This is a genomic window from Acinetobacter sp. ANC 3813 (assembly GCF_002135435.1).
Lineage (GTDB): Bacteria > Pseudomonadota > Gammaproteobacteria > Pseudomonadales > Moraxellaceae > Acinetobacter.
In genome coordinates this window covers 302,893-321,669 of sequence record NZ_NEGK01000003.1, presented here as the reverse complement: position 1 = coordinate 321,669, position 18,777 = coordinate 302,893, and the positions used below count along the sequence as shown (strand labels likewise).

Genomic DNA, 18,777 nt, shown 5'->3' with positions numbered 1-18,777 from the left:
GAAATGATAGGGCAAAAATACTATTCATTTACTAAATGTGGTCATCACTTAATATATGTAAGCTAAATACAGCAAAATGACGTTATATGCGTCATAATATACACAAGATAAGCATTAAATTATTTTGAAGGAGCGTTGAATGCCACGTAAGAAAGAGGTCGTTAGTGGGGCTTTCGTTAAGTACGATGCGGTAGTTCTCGGTTCAGGCCCTGCGGGTGAAGGCGCAGCAATGAAGCTTGCAAAGTCAGGCAAGCGCGTTGCGATTGTAGATATGCGAGATCAGCTAGGCGGCAACTGTACACACGTGGGGACTATCCCGAGTAAGGCGCTGCGTCAGACTGTTTCAAGCATTATCCGCTATCAGCGTGATCCAATGTTCCAAAAAGTGGGTGAATGGAAACAGTTCACCATGAAGCAAGTGCTTCGCCATGCGCACAAAGTAATTCAATTGCAAGTGGATACACATTCGCGTTTTTATGACCGCAACAAAATTGATATCTACCATGGCCGCGCTTATGTGCAAGATCAAAATACTGTTTTAGTTTTTGGTTCGGACGGCATGACTGAAACTTTGGGCTTTAAACAGCTGGTGATTGCGACGGGTTCGCGTCCATACCGCCCAGATGTTTTAGATTTCAATCATCCGCGTGTATTTGATTCAGACAAAATTCTAGATCTGGATTTTTCAATTAAGAAAATCATTATTTACGGCGCAGGCGTGATTGGCTGTGAATACGCGTCTATTTTTATTGGTTTAGATCATAAAGTTGATTTGATTAATACACAGCATAAACTGCTGAGCTATCTGGATGATGAAATTTCAGATGCGCTTTCTTATCACTTGCGTGAACAAGGCGTACTCATCCGCCACAATGAACAGATTGATCATTTAGAAACCTTTGACGATCACGTGGTGATGTACACGCAAAGCGGCAAAAAGATTAAAGCCGATGCGATTTTGTGGTGTAACGGCCGTTCTGGCAACACAGATGGTCTAGGTCTTGAAAATATCGGCTTGAAACCAAACAGCCGCGGTCAATTGACGGTAAATGAAAAGTACCAGACTGAAGTGGAAAATGTTTTTGCCGCTGGTGATGTGATTGGCTGGCCATCACTTGCTTCTGCTGCCTATGACCAAGGCCGCTGTGCGGGTGCGAACATGAGCGGTGAAAAAGATGTTGCTCCCGTGACTGATATTCCAACGGGTATTTATACCATTCCGGAAATTTCATCAATTGGTAAGACTGAGCAGCAGTTGACGGAAGAAAAAATCCCTTATGAAGTAGGTCAAGCGTCTTTCCGCCATTTGGCGCGCGCTCAAATCACTGGCGATACTGTAGGTGAATTGAAGATCCTGTTCCATCGTGAAACTTTAGAAGTGCTGGGCGTGCATTGCTTCGGCAACAACGCGTCTGAAATTATTCACATTGGTCAGGCCGTGATGAACAGCCCAAATAATACGATTAAGTATTTTGTGGAAACCACATTTAACTATCCAACGATGGCGGAAGCATATCGGGTAGCGACTTTGAACGGTATGAACCGTTTGTTCTAAGTTGAATGTGAATAAAAAACCCGCCTTAGAGCGGGTTTTTTATTGGGCTAAAAAAAGAGGCTAGGATTGCATGAATTATCACAAAATATATTTTTATAATTTAAATCATCATGTAAATAAAACGAGACCAATACATCTGTTCAAGAATCTATTGCCAGCCCAAAACGGCTATTGCTGCTATTTATATCTCCGAAAAAGTTTTTTGCCGCTCATGCTTTATATCATGGCGATCATCATTGCCTTAATGGCAATAATTGGTGCTTAAAACTCCAGGTTTTTAAAGAATAAAATGAAGAAAAAAACCCGCTAAAAAACGGGTTTTCTTTGTATTCTAGCGGGCAATTATTTAAGCAAAATGACCATTTTGAAAATCATGAAACGCTTGCTGAATTTCTTGCGCCGTATTCATGACAAAAGGACCATGAGCGACAATCGGTTCATTCAGCGGCTGACCGCTTAAAATCAGCAGTTTGGCGTCGCTGCTGGCATGAATGTTAATGCTTGAAGCATCATCCTGCAGATACAAAGTTTGCAAGGCATGATAGCTTTGGCCATCCACTTGAATCTCACCCTCCAAAATAAACACCAGATTGCTCCATTCTGGATTCAATTCAAACTGATTTTGACTGCCAGACTGCAAGCGGACATCCCATACATGCATTGGGCTAAAAGTCTGCGCTGGTCCATGTATAGTTTCGGCATCATGCGGGTATGTACCTGCAATTACACGAAGCAAGCCTGCATTCAGCTGCACTTCTGGAATATTCGCCTCAGTCAGTTCCTGATAGCGTGGCCCAGTCATTTTGGCATGGCTAGGCAGATTTACCCAAAGCTGTACCATATCTAGAGAACCGCCAGATTTAGCAAAAGCTTTAGAGTGGTGTTCTGCATGCATAATGCCTTGACCCGCAGTCATCCACTGCACTTCATTTTTGCCTATAGTGCCTGCGTTACCTTTAGAATCGGCATGTTCCAGTTCGCCATCGTAAACAATAGTGACTGTTTCAAAGCCGCGGTGCGGGTGCATGCCTACGCCGCGCTGATGCGCTGCGGGCGCAAATGGATATTGCGCGGTGTAGCCCATAATCAGGAATGGACTGGTCGCATTGCCCATTTCAGCCATCGGCAGCATAGAGTTGGTGGGGAAACCGTCACCCACCCAAGAACTGCGGTCACTGCTGTAAACGCGGGCGATGCTATTGCTTTGTTGTGTATTCATGTTTCTATCCTCAATTTTGTGAAGTTCTGATTCAATTATTGAGGTATAGTTTGGAAATTACAGATTCACTTTCGCACCAGATTATTCTAAAAATGAAACAATCATGCAAAATTTAAATGATTACTACTATTTCGTACAGGTTGTGAAATATCAGGGTTATACCAAAGCCAACAATGCTTTAGGAATTACCAAATCTAAACTTTCACGCCATATCACAGACTTGGAAGAGCGTCTTAAGATTCGGCTGATCCAGCGCAATACCCGTAAATTTGCAGTGACTGATTTGGGACAGCAATTTTATGAACATTGCTTAAAAATTTTGGCTGAAGTGCAAAATGCAGAAGACTTTGTACATAGCAGTCTGAGCAATGAGCTGTGCGGCAAAATTAGAATCTCATGTCCTGTTGCCTTGGTCGAAGTGCATGTAGGCCGTATGATTGCGCAATTTATGAGTCAGCATCCGCATGTCGAAGTTCAGCTGTTGTCGACCAATGATCGGGTAGATATTATTGAGCAGGGAATTGATTTAGCGATTCGAGTTCGTAATTTACCTTTAGAAAATAGCGACCTGATTGTGCGTGATTTAGACGCATGGGAACATGTGCTGGTGGCCTCGCCCGTGTTTCTAAAAAGAATACGTATGCCTGTGTCGCTAGAAGAATTAGAAGCTTTGCCAGCCGTGGGGTTTAGCCGCCCGAAGCAGATTTGGAGCTTTCAGCATACGCAGACTCACGAAAAGCAGAATGTCACTCTGTACCCGAGTTTAAAAACGGACAGCTTCACAGCGATGAAAGAAGCGGTCAAAGCGGGCGTTGGCATTGCATCTATGCCCAAAGTATTTGTTCGTGAAGAGTTGAAGTCTGGAGAGCTGTTCGAATTGCTGCCGGAGTGGCAATTGCCAAGAGGGGTGATTCATGTTGCGTATGCCACCCGTCAAGGGATGCCTGCTGCTGTCCGGGCTTTGCTGGAACATTTATTTGAGCAATTTAGGCAGCTGAAAGTCGAATAATTCAGTATTGACCGATAGTTGTTTTAGTCGAAGTCAGTAGGCGTGCTGATTCGGTTTTGTATGGATTGGGCTGTTTAGAAAGAATGGCATCATGACGGTTTATCTTATTTTTATGATGCATGATGCCGTTCTGCAAAATTGGACTGTTTTTGTTTTCAAATTATTTTTATAGCACATGCGTTTAGAAAGGCCGTCCTCCTGCAATACTGATGCGTTTTAATAGTCTGCGCTGATCACTAGGGAATGGGCGGCGTGAATGTAAAGTGACTTGATTGTCCCAAAAAACGATATCACCTTGTTCCCATTGATGCTCATAGCGGAAGGCTGGATTTAAGATATGTTCACGCAATTGAGCAACTAACTCACTGCCTGCTTGGTCGTCATAATTCACCAATTCCACTTCATTATGCGTATTGAGCCAAAGCGCTTTGCGGCCGCTTTCAGGATGAGTGCGCACCAACGGATGCGGATAGGCATGGCCAATAATGGGCTGGTCTTTGAAGCGGTATTTAGGCGGTGCACCATAGCCTTCTTCTTTAGGTGTGCCTTTATTGCTTTGAAAGCGCACAAACGGGTTATAGGTAATCAGCTGCAGCTGCTCTAAATGCTGTTTGGTATCTGCATCCAGCGCTTCATAAGCTTTAATGGTATTGAACCAAGAGGTTTGCCCGCCATCTTTTGGCAGTTCAATGGCATACAACAAGGAACCGAAAGAAGGAAGCGGTGTCCATTGATGGTCTGCATGTGGTGCCAATTCGCCGTAACCTGTGTAATCTCCCTTACCTACAGCGTTAGAGACTGGAACGACATCAGGCGGTGTGCCAGTTTCTGCTTGGGTTGCAAGCACAGGATTGTCTGCGCTGGGGCGGAAAATTGAACCGAAGTAACTGGCAAAAGCCAAATACTGAAAGTCATCCAAGCTTTGGTTTTTAAAAATTAAAATTAAGTGTTCTGCGAGCGCCTGCTTTAAACGCAAGATGGTTTCCCCAGATTGTGCTTTTTTTGCATCGAGGCCATACACAGCGGCACCTAAAGCTTCACCTGCTAAGGGTATTATTTTAATGCCTTCAGGATTTTGAAATTGATCTTCTTGATGCCAGCGCGGTGCATCATGAATTGCTTGCGAAAGTTGGGTTAAAGCCGTCATTGTTCTTTCTCTAAAGTATTTTGCATGCATTGAATTTAAGAAAAATGCATGAGCAAGAGAAATCATAAGAACTGCTAAACTTATGAAAAATTGAAAAAAATAGATTAAATTGCTGATTTATTGGCTTTTAGTTATTTTGGCAAATCTCAGCAGGAAAACTGCTGGGAAATGTCAATTTTTTGACATTTCCCAATCCATATTTACTGTAGGTCAGCCTTTTTAATGCGGGCAAAAGGCTTGATTGAAATATTCAAACAATTCAGGTGTTTTTAGCCATAGGGCAATGGCCACCGCTAAGAAAGCTAAGACTGTACAGACAATGGCCAGTTTTAAACCAAACATGGAATCAGTCATGAATGACATGCTCCTCTGTAACAAAGAAATGTACCAGCACACCTAAGATACTCAGCAGGATGGAAAAGGCCCAAACCATATTGTAATTGCCCGTCATATCATGGTTGATCCCGCCCAGCCAGCCGCCAAAAAATGAACCGACTTGATGGGTAAAAAACACAATACCGCTCAGCATAGACAAATACTTTACGCCAAACATATTGGCGACAATACCATTGGTGAGCGGCACGGTAGAGAGCCACAATAAGCCCATGATGACACCAAAAGCATAAATCGTCCATGTGCTGAGCGGCAGCAGTAAAAATCCAATAATGGCAACGCCGCGCAAGCCATAAAGCCACATCAGCAAATGCGGTTTGGAAAACTTTCCGCCTAGCCAGCCTGCGCCATAGGTGCCAAAAATATTGAATAGGCCAACTAAAGCAAGAAAGATAGTGCCAGTGGTGGCGTTAAAGCCGTGATCCATCAAATAGCCCGGCAAATGAATGCCAATAAATACCACTTGGAAGCCGCAGACCAGAAAGCCAAGGGCTAAAAACCAAAACGGCTTATGATTTTTGGCAATAACCAAAATATCTTTAAAGCCTAAAGCGGGTTTGCTGGCTGATGCATTTGGATTGGATGCCGCGTACATCGGTGCTTTGAGCATCCATGCCAAAGGAATTATTAATGCAGCAAGGATAGCGCTGACAATTAAGGCAGAGGACCAGCCAATATTTTTCAGCAGCAAGAGGGTAGACGGCAGCATAATGAATTGCCCAAACGATCCTGCAGCGCTGGCAATGCCCATCGCTAAACTGCGTTTATCTGGGTGCGCCGCGCGGCCTACTGCGGAAAGCAAAACTGGGAAAGAGGTTGCTGACAGCGCTAAACCTAAAATTAAGCCGACACTTAGATTGAGCATCAGTCCTGTAGAACTGAATGCCATGATAAATAAACCCAGCGCATATAGCGCGCCGCCAGCAGCAACCACAATTTTACTGCCGTATTTATCTGCTATTGCGCCTGTAAAGGGCTGCACAACGCCCCAAATCAGGTTTTGCATGGCAATTGCGAGACTGAAGACGTTGTGGCCCCAGCCAAATTCGTCACTCATGGGTACGAGATACAATCCAAAACCATGCCGTATGCCAAGGGACAGTGCTAAAATAATGGCGCTGCCGATCAGCATATATATGAGTGGCTTTGAAAATCGGGTATCAGTCATAAGTCTTATAATAAGAGAATTGTGCAGTTATTTTATGTGAAAGCAGCCTGTTATGCGATTAATAAAATTTCACAGTTCAATAAAATTAAGTTATGTGATTATCGGCTTTGTCATAAAAAAAGACAGCCGAGGCTGTCTTTTAAATGGATCGATCCATTTGTTTTAGAAGCGGTAACCGACACCTGCATAGGCAAGAATTGGATTAATTTCAATATCGGCAGTAGAGCGGATGAGCTCGCCATGTGTATCATCGGTCACGGTGATAGTTGTATCACCTTTTAAGTGCGCGTAGGAGACGGAACCGACTGCAAACCATTTGTCATTAAAGTCATAAGTGAAACCTACCGTTGCAATCGGTGCAAAAGCATCTGAGGCTTCTAGATCAACTTTTGGGTTCGCTTTACTTTTTTTGCCATCTAAAGCTGCACCCGCATTGCCTTCTTTAATATTGGCAATCATATGACCGGCAGCAATTAGATCTTGTTCAGTGCGTGGATTAATTTCCAATTCATTAAAGTAAGCGTACATCACGCCTAAACCAACATAGGGGCGGAATTTATTGACCCCAGTTTTGCCGAAATGATATTGCAGTTCAGCCGCGGGTGTCCATGCACGTGCGGAGGCAGCAGGGCCATAGGCTTCTAAGTCTGTGATTAAGATATTATTCTTCATGGCAATTTCTGGTAGCTGAATCCCAATGACTTCAGGCGTAGCGACAGCAGAAAAAGGTGCATAAATTTTCCCTTTACCCATTAAGTCTACTTTGGGCGGGATACCGGCTTTCATTTCAAAGGAAACATGATCGGTAAAAAAGTAATTGGCCATGATCCCTAAGGTAGTAACATCATCGGCTTCTAAACCTGTACCAGGGTTATCCCAGCTTTCAAGGCCATTGACTTGAGCAGTTCCGCTAAGCTCGCCAGGCAGAGTATTCGTCCCTATAGTATCTAAAAATTTAACAAATACTGTGGATAGATTAGGATCCATATTAGGATCCATATTAGCTTTTACTGCGTCAATTGAAATATCGCCAACTTTCGCTGTTTCACCATTTTTTACAGAAGTATTGACATGAAAAGGCTGTGCTTTGCCTTGCGGCATGACATGCAAAGCTCCTACAGAAACAGAAAAGCGTTTAAAGCCATCTCCATCATGCAGGCTGAAATAAGGTGAATCAGCATGAGTGATCATAGGAGCAGCAAGCATGGACGTCGCCATGCATATTAATGTTTTTTTCATTTAAAGGACTCCATGTCCAAAAACAAGTTCATTGGAATTTTTTTAGTAGGGCAATTATGAGAAGTAAAATCTCTGAGTATTGTTATTAAAATCAGATGAATAGGTAGGATTCATGTAAAAAGTGCCTGAATTTGTAATGAATTGAATTTTATTTGTGTTCTTTATGTTTTGTTTATATCCAAATGGGTATAGCTATTTTGGTCAATATCCTGTCAATTTTTGAATCTTCTCGATTTATGAGGGCTCAGCTGATTTATGCTATTTCATCGAGGCGCTAAAGCGATGCTTGCTGTGCTAAGAATGATTTGGGTTTTTCATTTGCTGAATGGTCATTTATTTAGGACGTTGAGTCAGTGAATTGTGAGTTGGCAGGATTCAAGTAAAGCATTTCCCTAAAGGGACGGTTTTTTTGTACAATATGGACAGAATTGATTGAGTTAATCACATGAGCAACCAAAACCCTCCCAAAAAGAAAGCTGCGGTGAAACTACCGTTTCCTGTGGCTGCCGCTGATTCTGAACAGCAAGATGCTGTACATAATCAGGTTAGGCCTAAGCCTGAAAATTACGCTGACCGTACTTGGATGCCGCCTCGCGGTACTCGCCGTTCGATGGGCAAGCGTTAATCAAAAAAACCTGCAAAAATGCAGGTTTTTTTATGGCTGAATTTCGGTTCAGTCACTCACTTATTTGCATAATAAGCTTTCTTTTTCTCGTACATCAGACCATCTGCACGTTTTAACAAGTCTTCAATACGTTCATTGGGCAGGCTGCATGCTGATCCGATAGATAAGCTAATGGGATGTAAAGAGTGGTATTGGTTGTCAATATGCAGCAATTCCTGCAAGCTTTTCAGACTGTTGAGCAGTGAAGATTCATCTGCATTTGGAAGCAGTACGACAAATTCATCACCGCCAATGCGTGAAGCCGAATATTGGGTATTTTGAATGAGCTGGGTCAGCACGTTGCCAATCCGTCTGAGCTGATCATCTCCAGCATCATGACCATGGTTGTCATTCATTTCTTTCAGGCCATTCAGGTCAATAAAAATACAGGAAACAGGCCGCTGCAAATTACGTTCTAGACGGTTGATTTCTTCCGTATAAAAAGTGCGGTTGTATAATTTAGTCAAAACATCATGTTTGCCTAAGTATTCTAAATAATTCTCAGCCTTTTTGCGGGCAGTAATATCAACAAGCGCAACTTGAACGGTACTCCAGGTGTTCTCAAAACCAGGAAACACGGTGAATTGCAAAATGACATGGCGAATGCTGCCATCCAGCGCATAGTTGACGGCTTCGTGCTGATGCTGAATTTTCCCATCCCATAAATCCTGCAGCTGATTGCGGAAAGTTTGATTCATTTCTTTACTGAACACTTTATGCATGTTTTGCATCAACGTGTCTTTATCAGGCGCGCCAAATAAATTAAGCGTGGCTTGATTAACATCGACAATGATGATTTCTTTCACGCATTGCTGCACAAAATCTGGGTGAACGTCCAAAAAGGTCGTGAAATCTTCAATGCCTATGCTGCGTAAATGATCAAGCTTGGCTTTCACCATGCTGAAATCTTCAACCCAAAGTGAAGTGGGTGAATAGGTGAAACGCGCTTCTGCAAGTTGACGGTTCTGCTGTTCCAGACGGCGCGCATTTTGATAGGCCGTTATATTTTCTGTACTGATTAAAACCTGTGACCAGTCATGTTCATACTCGGGCAAAATGGTGCAGCGCAGCTGAATATCCAAACGGCTGCCGGAAATGCTGTAATTCACTGAAGTGTTGATGTAGTGGGTTTTGCCTTCCCAAAGCTGTACCAGTTCTTCAATATGCGTTTGCAGCATATCCTGCTGGAAAATCAGCTTCATATTTTCCTGTAAATGCGCCAAGTCGTCGGCTTCATACAGTTTGAGCGTGTGCGTGTTGACCTGCAGAATTTTGATTTTTTGAGCGCTCTGAGCAACTTTTTCTATATTCTCCATCAGGTATTGGCGTAAGTCGACAACCCCTTGTTCGCGCCAGTCCGCTAATTGTTTTTTAATTTCACTAAAGTCTTCCAGCCACAATGGAACGGGCGAGATATGAAATATAGGATTATTATTCAGAGTCATGTTTGGGCCTAATAGAATATCTTAAGCTTAATAAATCAAGATATTGCTTATTTAATGTGATTTATGTCTCGAAAAATAACTGAAAAGAAATGAAAAAGCGAATGAAAAATGAATTAAAAAAAGCCAATTCGAAAATTGGCTTGAATACGGCTGAATTTATACGCCTTATTTTTTAGATTTGCTGGCCGCTTTCGGCGGTGAAATTTCCTGTTTACCTAACCATGTGTCAGCAAAATCTTTTTCATTGATGCTATACAATTCTAGTAATGCAAGAATGGCGCCCCCAAACATCAGCGCATCATCCTCTGAGTGCTGAAAATTAAATACCTTACCTTGCAGCACATGCAGAATATCCTGTATTTCAAAAATACGGTCACGGCCATTGCTGTCCGTTGGATAAATTTGCGTATTTAAAATAATCTTTGCCGCGCTCTTTTCATTTTCCGTTAAATCCAGTTCTGCAACAGCTTCTTCTGGCTGGGCAGCAAAAATAACGGCATCGGAGAATACGGTGTGTAAAAAATGCTGATTGAGTTTAGGCAGCGCTTTTTCTACAAATGGCCGAAACGATGCAGGAAAAATGACATTGTGTGAAATGCCTTTAAACATTGGGGCAATTTCTTCAACGGTATAGCCTGCAACGCCGCAGCCTACAGAAGTGACAAAATATTTAGATTTAGGATGATTCTTGGTGTAAATTTTAAAATCATCAATATAGTGCTGTATTTGCGACAGCGGCATTTGCTGCAAATGCTCATTCATGGTTGGGATGGCAAAGCTTTGACCTGACCAGCCGCGGCCAACACCTTTCATTGCGCCAAAATGCAAGTGCGCGGTTTTTGCTGCACCGCCTGCATGCGTTCCTGCCATATTGCTGCCAAATACAAAAATCGTATCTTCAGGTAAGGCTTTTACAATACTTTCATCATGGTAACGGTAGGTCATAGGCTGTGCGCTGCTGTTAAAATCCATTGTTTTCATGTTGCCTTTGAACGCTGTGCGGGTCAAGGAAAATGCGCAGCCCTTTGATGAAAAATAAGTATTAAGCACTATTATTTTGTATCACTTTGCAGAAGATGCAGGGGCGTATTCAAAGTATATGATTCTCTGATAGAGAAGTGGGCTTTGGAGGAAGAGAAATCTACTGGAATTTTCAAGCAATCAATGCACTGAATTTGCTCGAAAGGCAATTCACTATTGAGTAATCTCAAATAGCCCTCATAATTAATACTGGAATTTTCAGCAGTGCATTGGATCTAGTGTTTTATGAGTGATCATCAGCCTTTCGAATTAGTCACCCATTATCAGCCGGCGGGCGACCAGCCGCAGGCCATTGAAAAATTGGTGCGCGGTGTAGAACAGGGCTATCACGATCAGCTGCTGCTGGGGGTTACGGGGTCGGGTAAAACTTTTACTATGGCCAATGTGATTGCGCAGACACAGCGCCCGACGATTGTCATGGCGCATAATAAAACTTTGGCTGCACAGCTGTATGGCGAATTCAAAGCATTTTTTCCGCATAACGCCGTGGAATATTTCGTCAGTTACTACGATTATTACCAGCCTGAAGCCTATGTGCCATCTTCAGATACGTTTATTGAAAAAGATTCGTCCATTAACGATCACATTGACCAAATGCGCCTATCTGCAACCCGTGCGCTGCTGGAACGCCGTGACGCCATTATTGTCGCATCAGTTTCCGCTATTTATGGTCTAGGTGATCCAAATGCGTACATGAGCATGCTGTTGCATATTGTGCAGGGCGACCGCCTTGTCCGCGATGACATCATCCGCCGTTTGGTGGAAATGCAATATAGCCGCAACGAATTGGAATTCCTGCGCGGTACTTATCGCATCCGCGGTGAAATTATCGATATATTTCCTGCAGAATCGGATCAGCATGCCATACGCATTGAGCTGTTTGATGACGAAGTGGATTCTATCCGCTGGTTTGATCCGCTGACTGGCAAATTGGTACGTAAAGTGCCGCGTGTGACCATTTACCCAAAAAGCCACTATGTAACGCCTAAAGATAATCTGACCCGTGCCATTGGCACTATTCGTGAAGAATTGACAGATCGGCTGGGCTTTTTTCGCGCCAATGACAAGCTGCTGGAAGCGCAGCGCATTGAACAGCGTACACGCTATGATTTGGAAATGATGCAGCAGCTGGGCTATACCAACGGCATTGAAAACTATTCAAGGCATTTGTCTGGCCGTCCTTCTGGTGAAGCGCCGCCGACACTTTTTGATTATGTGCCAGACGATGCCTTGCTGATTATTGATGAGTCGCATGTGACCGTGCCGCAGATTGGCGCGATGTACAAAGGTGACCGTTCGCGTAAAGAAAATTTGGTGAATTACGGTTTCCGCTTGCCTAGCGCCTTGGACAACCGCCCCATGAAATTTGAGGAGTGGGAGCGTATTGTTCCTGCAACTATTTATGTCAGCGCAACACCGGCGCGCTATGAGCTGGAAAAATCAAAGCAAATTGTAGAGCAAGTAGTGCGTCCGACAGGGCTGGTTGACCCTGTAATTGAAATCCGGCCAGTATTGACTCAGGTGGACGATGTATTGTCGGAAATCAATAACCGCCAAGCATTAAACGAGCGTGTTTTGGTGACCACATTGACCAAGCGCATGGCGGAAGATCTGACTTCATATTTGAAAGAATATGGCGTCAAAGTCGCTTATCTGCATTCAGACATTGATACAGTTGAACGTACCAAAATTATTCATGAACTGCGTTCAGGCATATATGATGCCATAGTCGGGATTAACCTGCTGCGTGAAGGTCTGGATATGCCAGAGGTTTCATTGGTGGCGATTCTGGATGCCGACAAGGAAGGCTTCCTGCGCTCTGAACGTGCACTGATACAGACCATTGGCCGTGCGGCGCGTAATTTAAATGGTAAAGCTATTCTGTATGCGGACCGCATAACGGATTCAATGCAAAAAGCCATTGATGAAACGGACCGCCGCCGCAATAAGCAGATTGAGTTTAATGAGCTGCATGGCATTGTGCCGCGCAGTGCGGTACGTCAAGTCAGTAAAGATTTAGACGATGGCGAAGTCTTGACAGATGACGCGGTTGAAGCGGGTATAGCAGATCAGTCCAAAGCTTTGAGTGCAGATGAGCAGCATTTAATGTCAGATCCAAAGCTGTTTGCAAAACACATCAGTAAACTGGAAAAAGAAATGCTGAAAGCTTCGAAAGAGCTGCAGTTTGAACAGGCAGCGCGATTGCGTGATGAAATTCTGCGTTTTAAAGCGCTTATGCTGCAGTAAGCTGTCGCACAGAAGGAATGCAAAAGTATTTAAAACTTATTGAAAATCATTACATAACATAGACAGTCAGTGCGCTTTTTAAGCAGTATTGTTAATGAGCACTATTTATGAAAACGTGAGAACGTGACAGTAAAGGTATTCATACATGATAAAAGAAAATCTTCCAAAGGCAGGTTTTACGCTTGCTAAAATTGCGATTGGCGGGGCTGTATTAATTGGGTTGGGCGCAGTCACGATGGCTTATGCGCAAAGTAAACCGCTGCAAGTTGTAGAAAAAATTGAACTAGATAAATATTTGGGCGTTTGGTACGAAGTCGCCCGCAAGCCGATGTCTTTTCAAAATAAGTGCGACAGCGATGTCACTGCGACTTATACCTTAAATGAAAACGGCAATGTGCAAGTCGATAACCGCTGTGTAGGTAAAAGCGGCAAATCTTACCTTTCACAAGGTGAAGCCTTTGTACAGAATGCGCCATTTAACAGCAAATTAAAGGTCAGTTTTTTACCTGAAGCAATTCGCTGGATACCTGCAGCGCGCGGTGACTATTGGATTTTGAAAATTGATGACAACTATCAAACCGTACTGGTAGGTGAGCCGCGCCGCAACTATATGTGGGTGCTTTCGCGTACACCGCATCCAGATCAGCATGTGGTGAATGAATATTTAGAATATGCCAAATCTGTAGGCTACGATCTGAAAGATTTAATTCATACGAAACAAACTGCTAAATAAGCTTTTTTTAATGAATATTCAAAAAACCATGCCAGAGCATGGTTTTTTCTTTGTTAGAATACTCAGCAATATGCTTGAAACATCCAGTAAAGCAATTCAATGAATATGAAATGAGGTGATTGATGTTTAAGGGCGTAGCATTGTCTGTACTGGCATCAGTCACTTTTGGCGTTTTATATTTTTATACACAGTTTCTAAAGCCGCTGGACAGCGAGCAGACCTTTGCATGGCGCATGCTGGCAACATTGCCATTTTTAACGCTTTTTATGTGGTGGTCTGGCGACTTAAAACATATCACAGAGATTTTTAAGCGTATTTTTAAAGAGCCATGGATGCTGCCGTGGCTCATCTTCAGTTCCTTGCTCTGCACCACACAGCTGTGGCTGTTCTTGTGGGGGCCAATTAATGGACGCGGTTTAGAGGTATCACTGGGCTATTTCTTATTGCCCCTAGTGATGGTGCTGGTGGGCTGTGTGCTTTATAAAGAAAAGCTGAGCCGCTGGCAGATCGCCGCCGTCACTTTTGCAGTGATTGGTGTGGGGCATGAGCTGTGGCGAATTGGCGGTATTGCTTGGGAAACCGTTTATGTCGCGTTGGCATATCCCTTATATTTCTTTATGCGCCGTGTTTTAAAAACCGATCATTTAGGCGGTTTTTGGTGGGATTTATTTCTGATTCTGCCTGTGGCGTTTTATCTCGGTTTTGTACACAGCGATAGTTTGGTATTGATGCAGTATTATCCGCATCTCATTTGGGCTGTAATCGGTCTTGGCTTATTCAGCGCTTTGGGCTTAGGCAGTTATATTTTGGCGAGCCGTTATTTGCCATTCGTGATTTTTGGCTTACTGAGTTATTTAGAACCTGTGCTGTTGGCCTTTGCATCTATTATGCTGGGCGAGCGGGTCGAAGCCGCAGAATGGCTGACTTATATTCCAATTTGGCTGGCCGTGTTGCTTTTGGTGATTGAGGGCTGTCTGCATATTATGAAGCAAAAGCGCAGTTCAAGAATGCTGACACAGAATATTGAAAACGTATCCAATCGATTAGATCGTGAATAAATCAATCATTTGATTTTATGCTGCGCAGATTTTCAGCAGTGAATACATGGATTGGAATTCAATTCAGCCCTTGCTATTTTCCTTGATTATTTATTTTTAAAGCCTTTGTCGTTTGCCGCTGATTATTTAACTCAGTCTATTATGTAAGTGCGGATGCATTCATGCAGTTTCACCGCATAATCGCAAGAAAAAGCGCAATTGAAGGACCTGAAGTGTAGTTAAAATTGATGCAGGGCAGTATTTCTATCAGTGCCTTAAATGCTTGATACCTGCATAGGCTGCTGTTCAGCAGCGGCACAGCTTTATGACCAGATCCTTACATGATTGGCTTATATTCAATAAAATGCTGATACTTTGTGTGTTAAAGAGCCAAATAAACAAAAATATAAAAAAACTTTTAAATTGATGATTAAAGTTTTTTTAAAAGCAAAATCATCATAATAATTACAACTATTTTATAAATTTATAGCGAATATATAGCAAAATAATCATCGCAAAATCCGCTTTTGGATTCTATCTTTCGGATAATTCCATTACAATTGTCGGGTTTTGAAATTTATGCCTAGATATACAATTAATTAGAGGACGTATCTGTGAGCAAAGACACTATCGTTGCCCTACATGCAGAGCACCAAGGTCGCTGGAAAAACCGTGAAGAAATCGCGGAACAAATGATCGCTTTGATCGGTAAGCTTTACCGTGAAAAAAATATTGTTGTATCAGTATTCGGACGTTCTTTAGTTAACCGTTCAGTGATCCAGATTTTAAAAGCGCACCGTTTCACTCGTATGATGGACGTAGAGCTTTCAGTTGTTCACACTTTCCCGATTCTTGAAGCTTTGGCGAAAATCGAAAATATCGGTACTGCTGAAATCGATCTTGGCAAATTGGCTGTTGCTTTTAAAGAGCAAGGCGGCGATGTAGATGCATTCGTTGCTAACGAAGTGAAAACTGTTGAAGGCCGTGCAACTTCTGTTGAAGGCCGTGACGTTGTTCTTTACGGTTTTGGCCGTATCGGCCGTATTCTTGCGCGCCTGATGATTGGTCAATCTGGTTTAGGTCGCGGCTTGAACTTGAAAGCAATCGTTGTGCGTAAATCTTCTGATGGCGATTTAGAAAAACGTGCGTCTTTACTGCGCCGTGACTCTATCCATGGTCCATTCTCAGGCACGATTTCTGTAGATGAAGAAAACGAAGCAATCATTGCGAACGGTCAATTCATCAAAGTAATTTATGCGTCTAATCCTTCTGAAGTAGATTACACAGCTTACGGTATCGAAAACGCGCTTGTAATCGACAACACTGGTAAATGGCGTGATGCTGAAGGTCTTGCACTGCACCTTCAATGCCCAGGCGCTGCACGTGTAATTTTGACTGCACCTGGTAAGGGCGAGATGAAGAACGTTGTATTTGGTGTGAACCAAGCTGACATTCTTGATGAAGATACCATCATCTCTGCTGCAAGCTGCACAACAAACGCAATTACACCTACACTGAAAGTGCTGGATGACAAATACAAAGTGATCAATGGTCACGTTGAAACAGTTCACTCGTTCACAAACGACCAGAACTTAATCGACAACTACCACAAAGCTGACCGTCGCGGTCGCGCAGCAACTTTGAACATGGTGATCACTGAAACTGGCGCAGCGAAAGCTGTTGCTAAAGCGCTTCCAGCGCTTCAAGGTAAACTGACAGGCAACTCTGTACGTGTTCCTACTCCAAACGTTTCTCTTGCGATTTTGAACTTAACTTTAGATAAAGAAGTTGATCGTGACGAAGTGAACGAATACATCCGTAAAATCTCAATCAGCTCTAGCCTTCAAGGTCAAATTGGCTATACAAACTCTACAGAAGTTGTATCGTCTGACTTTATCGGTTCGCGCACTGCAGGTGTATTTGACGCGCAAGCGACAATCACTTCAGGCAATCGCTTAACTGCTTATGTTTGGTACGATAACGAAGTTGGCTACAGCTGCCAAGTATTGCGTATTGCTGAACAAATGGGCGGCGTAAGCTATCCAAAAATTCCTGCTGAAAAGAATGCTTAATTCTTTTGAGTAAAAGAAAGGGCCTCAATTGAGGCTCTTTTTTTGTGCCTGAATAATCATAATCCAAAGTAAGAAAGCTATTTTTAGAATTGATCAAAATGTACAGCCAGACAGGGGGAATAGGCCACTGCAATATGAATCAATACACGGTAGGCTGTATGCTGCAAGCTGTACACATTCATTTTATAAAGAATAAGTACATGAAATAATTTAAAAAAATGCTACAAAAGTTGACGATTTAATGCAGATTAAAAAGCGCTGATTTGAAACAATGCTATGGAGAATAAAGAAGTTAAGGAATAACTTTGCAAACAAAACATATGCTGGGTGGATTGGCATTTATCATGTTTGCGGCCCTCTGCGGTGTACTGACAGCAATTTGGGTGTTCAAACATTTTAATATTTATATTCCGCTGCAGAACCAGAAAGTGAATATTGATCTGCAAGAGCCTTTGCAAGCCGAAGTTAAAATTCATGATGCCTTGGATGTCGATGTTGCTGGCCGAGTCAATGCTGAAATACCTATCAAGGAAAATCTAAATATTCCGCTGACGCAAACACTGACGCCGCGGGTTTATTTTGATAATCATGTGCCGATTAAAACAGTGATCCCTGTGCGGGAAACCTTGAAAATCAACCAAAACCTAGCTGTCGATACACAAGTCAAAGTGAAAGTGATGGGGCGTGATATCAGCTTACCGCTCAAAGGCACGATTCCTATTCAGATGGATGTGCCTATTGAAATGAATGTGCCGCTGGAGCAAAAGGTGCATTTGAAGTTTGATGCGCCAGTAAAAACAGTGCTGAAAGAAAACTTGCATATTCCGCTGGATGCAACGCTAAAAACCAATATTCCTATTCAAGGACATTTGAATGTCCCCATTAAAACGGCCTTGAAAGCCTCTGTCGATGTCAAAAACACGTTGCCGATCAATATCAAGCAAGGCGAGCTGGTCATTCCTTTAGACAGTATGCGGCTGAAGCGTAATCCGCAGGCAGCTGAAAAAGGCGCCACAGCGGGGGATTAAACATGTGGATATTTCAGTCGTTTAAGCGGCTCATCTTCAGTTTTGCAGTGACAGTTTTATTAATTGCACTGCTGTTCTGGCTGTACTTGAATATTCAGGCAAATTTGCAAGTGACTGCACGTGATGCAAACGTAGAGCTGTCACATTCATTGCCCACGCAGATTCAAGTAGGCAACTATTTGCAAACGCAGTCTTCAGGCACATTGAATACGCAAATTAAAATTGATCGGACTTTAACGCTGCCGCTGCAGGGTAAGTATTTAGCGGATTTGCAGTTTGCGGTAGAAGTGCCTGTAGAGGTGAATATTGATTATGAAACAGTAATCAAAATTAATCAGACATTGCCTTTGAATGCCTCGACAGATTTGGTGCTGAACAATAAATTATTGCCAAAATTTCCAATGCAGCTGGATATTCCGATTCAATTGGATGTGCCATTTCATTTGAAGCGCACTTATAAAATTCCGATCAAAATTTTATTTGATGGGCCTGTGCATATGGCCTTTGATGAGCCTGTACGGCTGCATGTGCTGCATCAGTTTGCTCCACAGCTGAATATTAATGACCCAATGACGATGCGCAAAATTGCTTCATTTCGTGCGACCATGTACAACACTGAGCGCAATACGCGGGCAAATTTAACCATGCAGATGAATTTGCCAATCAAAAATATTCATCCGTAGAATTTTGATGCAAGCTGTAGATAAAATTTCCAAGCTTGAAACGCATAAAAAAGCCCTAAGGCAAAATTGCCAAAGGGCTTTTGGGAAGATTAAAGAC

The 18,777-nt window shown here is 42.8% G+C and carries 16 protein-coding genes; 9 read left to right on the top strand and 7 right to left on the bottom strand.

The window, feature by feature from the left end; genetic code table 11:
- Nucleotides 1–139: 139 nt before the first annotated feature.
- The gene (sthA, locus tag B9T34_RS06430) at nt 140–1,555 is read left to right on the top strand and encodes a Si-specific NAD(P)(+) transhydrogenase (protein ID WP_086212329.1); all 1,416 of its coding nucleotides are present in this window, start codon (nt 140–142) and stop codon (nt 1,553–1,555) included.
- Nucleotides 1,556–1,901: 346 nt separating this feature from the next.
- On the opposite strand, the gene B9T34_RS06425 is transcribed toward sthA, so the two are convergent.
- Nucleotides 1,902–2,774 carry a pirin family protein gene (locus tag B9T34_RS06425; protein WP_086212328.1) on the bottom strand — a complete coding sequence of 291 codons (873 nt, stop codon included), beginning with the start codon at nt 2,772–2,774 and terminating at the stop codon, nt 1,902–1,904.
- 103 nt (nt 2,775–2,877) lie between these two features.
- Here B9T34_RS06425 and B9T34_RS06420 point away from each other — a divergent pair, with 103 nt between their 5' ends.
- Nucleotides 2,878–3,783 carry a LysR substrate-binding domain-containing protein gene (locus tag B9T34_RS06420; RefSeq protein WP_086212327.1) on the top strand — a complete coding sequence of 302 codons (906 nt, stop codon included), beginning with the start codon at nt 2,878–2,880 and terminating at the stop codon, nt 3,781–3,783.
- A 181-nt stretch (nt 3,784–3,964) separates the two neighbouring features.
- On the opposite strand, the gene B9T34_RS06415 is transcribed toward B9T34_RS06420, so the two are convergent.
- The 4 genes from B9T34_RS06415 to B9T34_RS06405 all read right to left on the bottom strand — a co-directional run bounded on the left by B9T34_RS06415 (nt 3,965) and on the right by B9T34_RS06405 (nt 7,730).
- The gene (locus tag B9T34_RS06415) at nt 3,965–4,930 is read right to left on the bottom strand and encodes a TauD/TfdA dioxygenase family protein (protein ID WP_086212450.1); all 966 of its coding nucleotides are present in this window, start codon (nt 4,928–4,930) and stop codon (nt 3,965–3,967) included.
- A gap of 219 nt (nt 4,931–5,149) precedes the next feature.
- Complete coding sequence (locus B9T34_RS19115; RefSeq protein WP_265733475.1) at nt 5,150–5,284, bottom strand: hypothetical protein; 135 nt, start codon at nt 5,282–5,284, stop codon at nt 5,150–5,152.
- On the bottom strand, nt 5,277–6,491 hold the full coding sequence (locus B9T34_RS06410) for an MFS transporter (protein WP_086212326.1): 1,215 nt from the start codon (nt 6,489–6,491) through the stop codon (nt 5,277–5,279). Before B9T34_RS06410 ends, B9T34_RS19115 begins: the two co-directional genes overlap by 8 nt.
- Before the next feature lie 162 nt (nt 6,492–6,653).
- Nucleotides 6,654–7,730 (bottom strand): OmpW/AlkL family protein, encoded by a 1,077-nt coding sequence (locus tag B9T34_RS06405; RefSeq protein ID WP_086212325.1) that lies wholly within the window; start codon nt 7,728–7,730, stop codon nt 6,654–6,656.
- Between the two features lie 445 nt (nt 7,731–8,175).
- Here B9T34_RS06405 and B9T34_RS06400 point away from each other — a divergent pair, with 445 nt between their 5' ends.
- Nucleotides 8,176–8,355, top strand: a complete 180-nt coding sequence (locus tag B9T34_RS06400; RefSeq protein ID WP_086212324.1) for a hypothetical protein — start codon at nt 8,176–8,178, stop codon at nt 8,353–8,355.
- A gap of 56 nt (nt 8,356–8,411) precedes the next feature.
- Here the strand turns inward: B9T34_RS06400 and B9T34_RS06395 are convergent, their stop codons facing one another.
- Both B9T34_RS06395 and B9T34_RS06390 read right to left on the bottom strand, forming a co-directional pair.
- Complete coding sequence (locus tag B9T34_RS06395; RefSeq protein ID WP_086212323.1) at nt 8,412–9,839, bottom strand: sensor domain-containing diguanylate cyclase; 1,428 nt, start codon at nt 9,837–9,839, stop codon at nt 8,412–8,414.
- Nucleotides 9,840–10,004: 165 nt separating this feature from the next.
- Nucleotides 10,005–10,784, bottom strand: a complete 780-nt coding sequence (locus B9T34_RS06390) for a hypothetical protein (protein ID WP_086212449.1) — start codon at nt 10,782–10,784, stop codon at nt 10,005–10,007.
- Between the two features lie 321 nt (nt 10,785–11,105).
- Here B9T34_RS06390 and uvrB point away from each other — a divergent pair, with 321 nt between their 5' ends.
- From uvrB to B9T34_RS06360, 6 genes are all read left to right on the top strand, one after another.
- A complete protein-coding gene (gene uvrB, locus B9T34_RS06385; protein WP_086212322.1) occupies nt 11,106–13,127 on the top strand; it encodes an excinuclease ABC subunit UvrB in 2,022 nt (673 codons plus the stop codon).
- A 145-nt stretch (nt 13,128–13,272) separates the two neighbouring features.
- Complete coding sequence (locus B9T34_RS06380) at nt 13,273–13,860, top strand: lipocalin family protein (protein ID WP_086212321.1); 588 nt, start codon at nt 13,273–13,275, stop codon at nt 13,858–13,860.
- A 122-nt stretch (nt 13,861–13,982) separates the two neighbouring features.
- Nucleotides 13,983–14,918: an EamA family transporter RarD gene (gene rarD, locus B9T34_RS06375; RefSeq protein WP_086212320.1), complete on the top strand. Its 936-nt coding sequence runs from the start codon at nt 13,983–13,985 to the stop codon at nt 14,916–14,918.
- Nucleotides 14,919–15,511: 593 nt separating this feature from the next.
- Nucleotides 15,512–16,969 (top strand): glyceraldehyde-3-phosphate dehydrogenase, encoded by a 1,458-nt coding sequence (locus B9T34_RS06370; RefSeq protein ID WP_086212319.1) that lies wholly within the window; start codon nt 15,512–15,514, stop codon nt 16,967–16,969.
- Between the two features lie 320 nt (nt 16,970–17,289).
- Nucleotides 17,290–17,997: an MFS transporter gene (locus B9T34_RS06365; RefSeq protein ID WP_171265144.1), complete on the top strand. Its 708-nt coding sequence runs from the start codon at nt 17,290–17,292 to the stop codon at nt 17,995–17,997.
- 2 nt (nt 17,998–17,999) lie between these two features.
- On the top strand, nt 18,000–18,680 hold the full coding sequence (locus B9T34_RS06360; protein ID WP_086212317.1) for a hypothetical protein: 681 nt from the start codon (nt 18,000–18,002) through the stop codon (nt 18,678–18,680).
- Nucleotides 18,681–18,777: the final 97 nt, after the last annotated feature.

What these genes read in the sequence shown, in the direction of transcription:
- rarD (WP_086212320.1), top strand. Translation starts at nt 13,983, where the DNA reads ATGTTTAAGGGCGTAGCATTGTCTGTACTGGCATCAGTCACTTTTGGC.
- sthA (WP_086212329.1), top strand. Translation starts at nt 140, where the DNA reads ATGCCACGTAAGAAAGAGGTCGTTAGTGGGGCTTTCGTTAAGTACGAT.
- B9T34_RS06405 (WP_086212325.1), bottom strand. Translation starts at nt 7,730, where the DNA reads ATGAAAAAAACATTAATATGCATGGCGACGTCCATGCTTGCTGCTCCT.
- B9T34_RS19115 (WP_265733475.1), bottom strand. Translation starts at nt 5,284, where the DNA reads ATGACTGATTCCATGTTTGGTTTAAAACTGGCCATTGTCTGTACAGTC.
- B9T34_RS06415 (WP_086212450.1), bottom strand. Translation starts at nt 4,930, where the DNA reads ATGACGGCTTTAACCCAACTTTCGCAAGCAATTCATGATGCACCGCGC.
- B9T34_RS06390 (WP_086212449.1), bottom strand. Translation starts at nt 10,784, where the DNA reads ATGACCTACCGTTACCATGATGAAAGTATTGTAAAAGCCTTACCTGAA.
- B9T34_RS06360 (WP_086212317.1), top strand. Translation starts at nt 18,000, where the DNA reads ATGTGGATATTTCAGTCGTTTAAGCGGCTCATCTTCAGTTTTGCAGTG.
- B9T34_RS06425 (WP_086212328.1), bottom strand. Translation starts at nt 2,774, where the DNA reads ATGAATACACAACAAAGCAATAGCATCGCCCGCGTTTACAGCAGTGAC.
- B9T34_RS06365 (WP_171265144.1), top strand. Translation starts at nt 17,290, where the DNA reads ATGCTGGGTGGATTGGCATTTATCATGTTTGCGGCCCTCTGCGGTGTA.
- B9T34_RS06420 (WP_086212327.1), top strand. Translation starts at nt 2,878, where the DNA reads ATGCAAAATTTAAATGATTACTACTATTTCGTACAGGTTGTGAAATAT.
- uvrB (WP_086212322.1), top strand. Translation starts at nt 11,106, where the DNA reads ATGAGTGATCATCAGCCTTTCGAATTAGTCACCCATTATCAGCCGGCG.
- B9T34_RS06395 (WP_086212323.1), bottom strand. Translation starts at nt 9,839, where the DNA reads ATGACTCTGAATAATAATCCTATATTTCATATCTCGCCCGTTCCATTG.
- B9T34_RS06400 (WP_086212324.1), top strand. Translation starts at nt 8,176, where the DNA reads ATGAGCAACCAAAACCCTCCCAAAAAGAAAGCTGCGGTGAAACTACCG.
- B9T34_RS06410 (WP_086212326.1), bottom strand. Translation starts at nt 6,491, where the DNA reads ATGACTGATACCCGATTTTCAAAGCCACTCATATATATGCTGATCGGC.
- B9T34_RS06380 (WP_086212321.1), top strand. Translation starts at nt 13,273, where the DNA reads ATGATAAAAGAAAATCTTCCAAAGGCAGGTTTTACGCTTGCTAAAATT.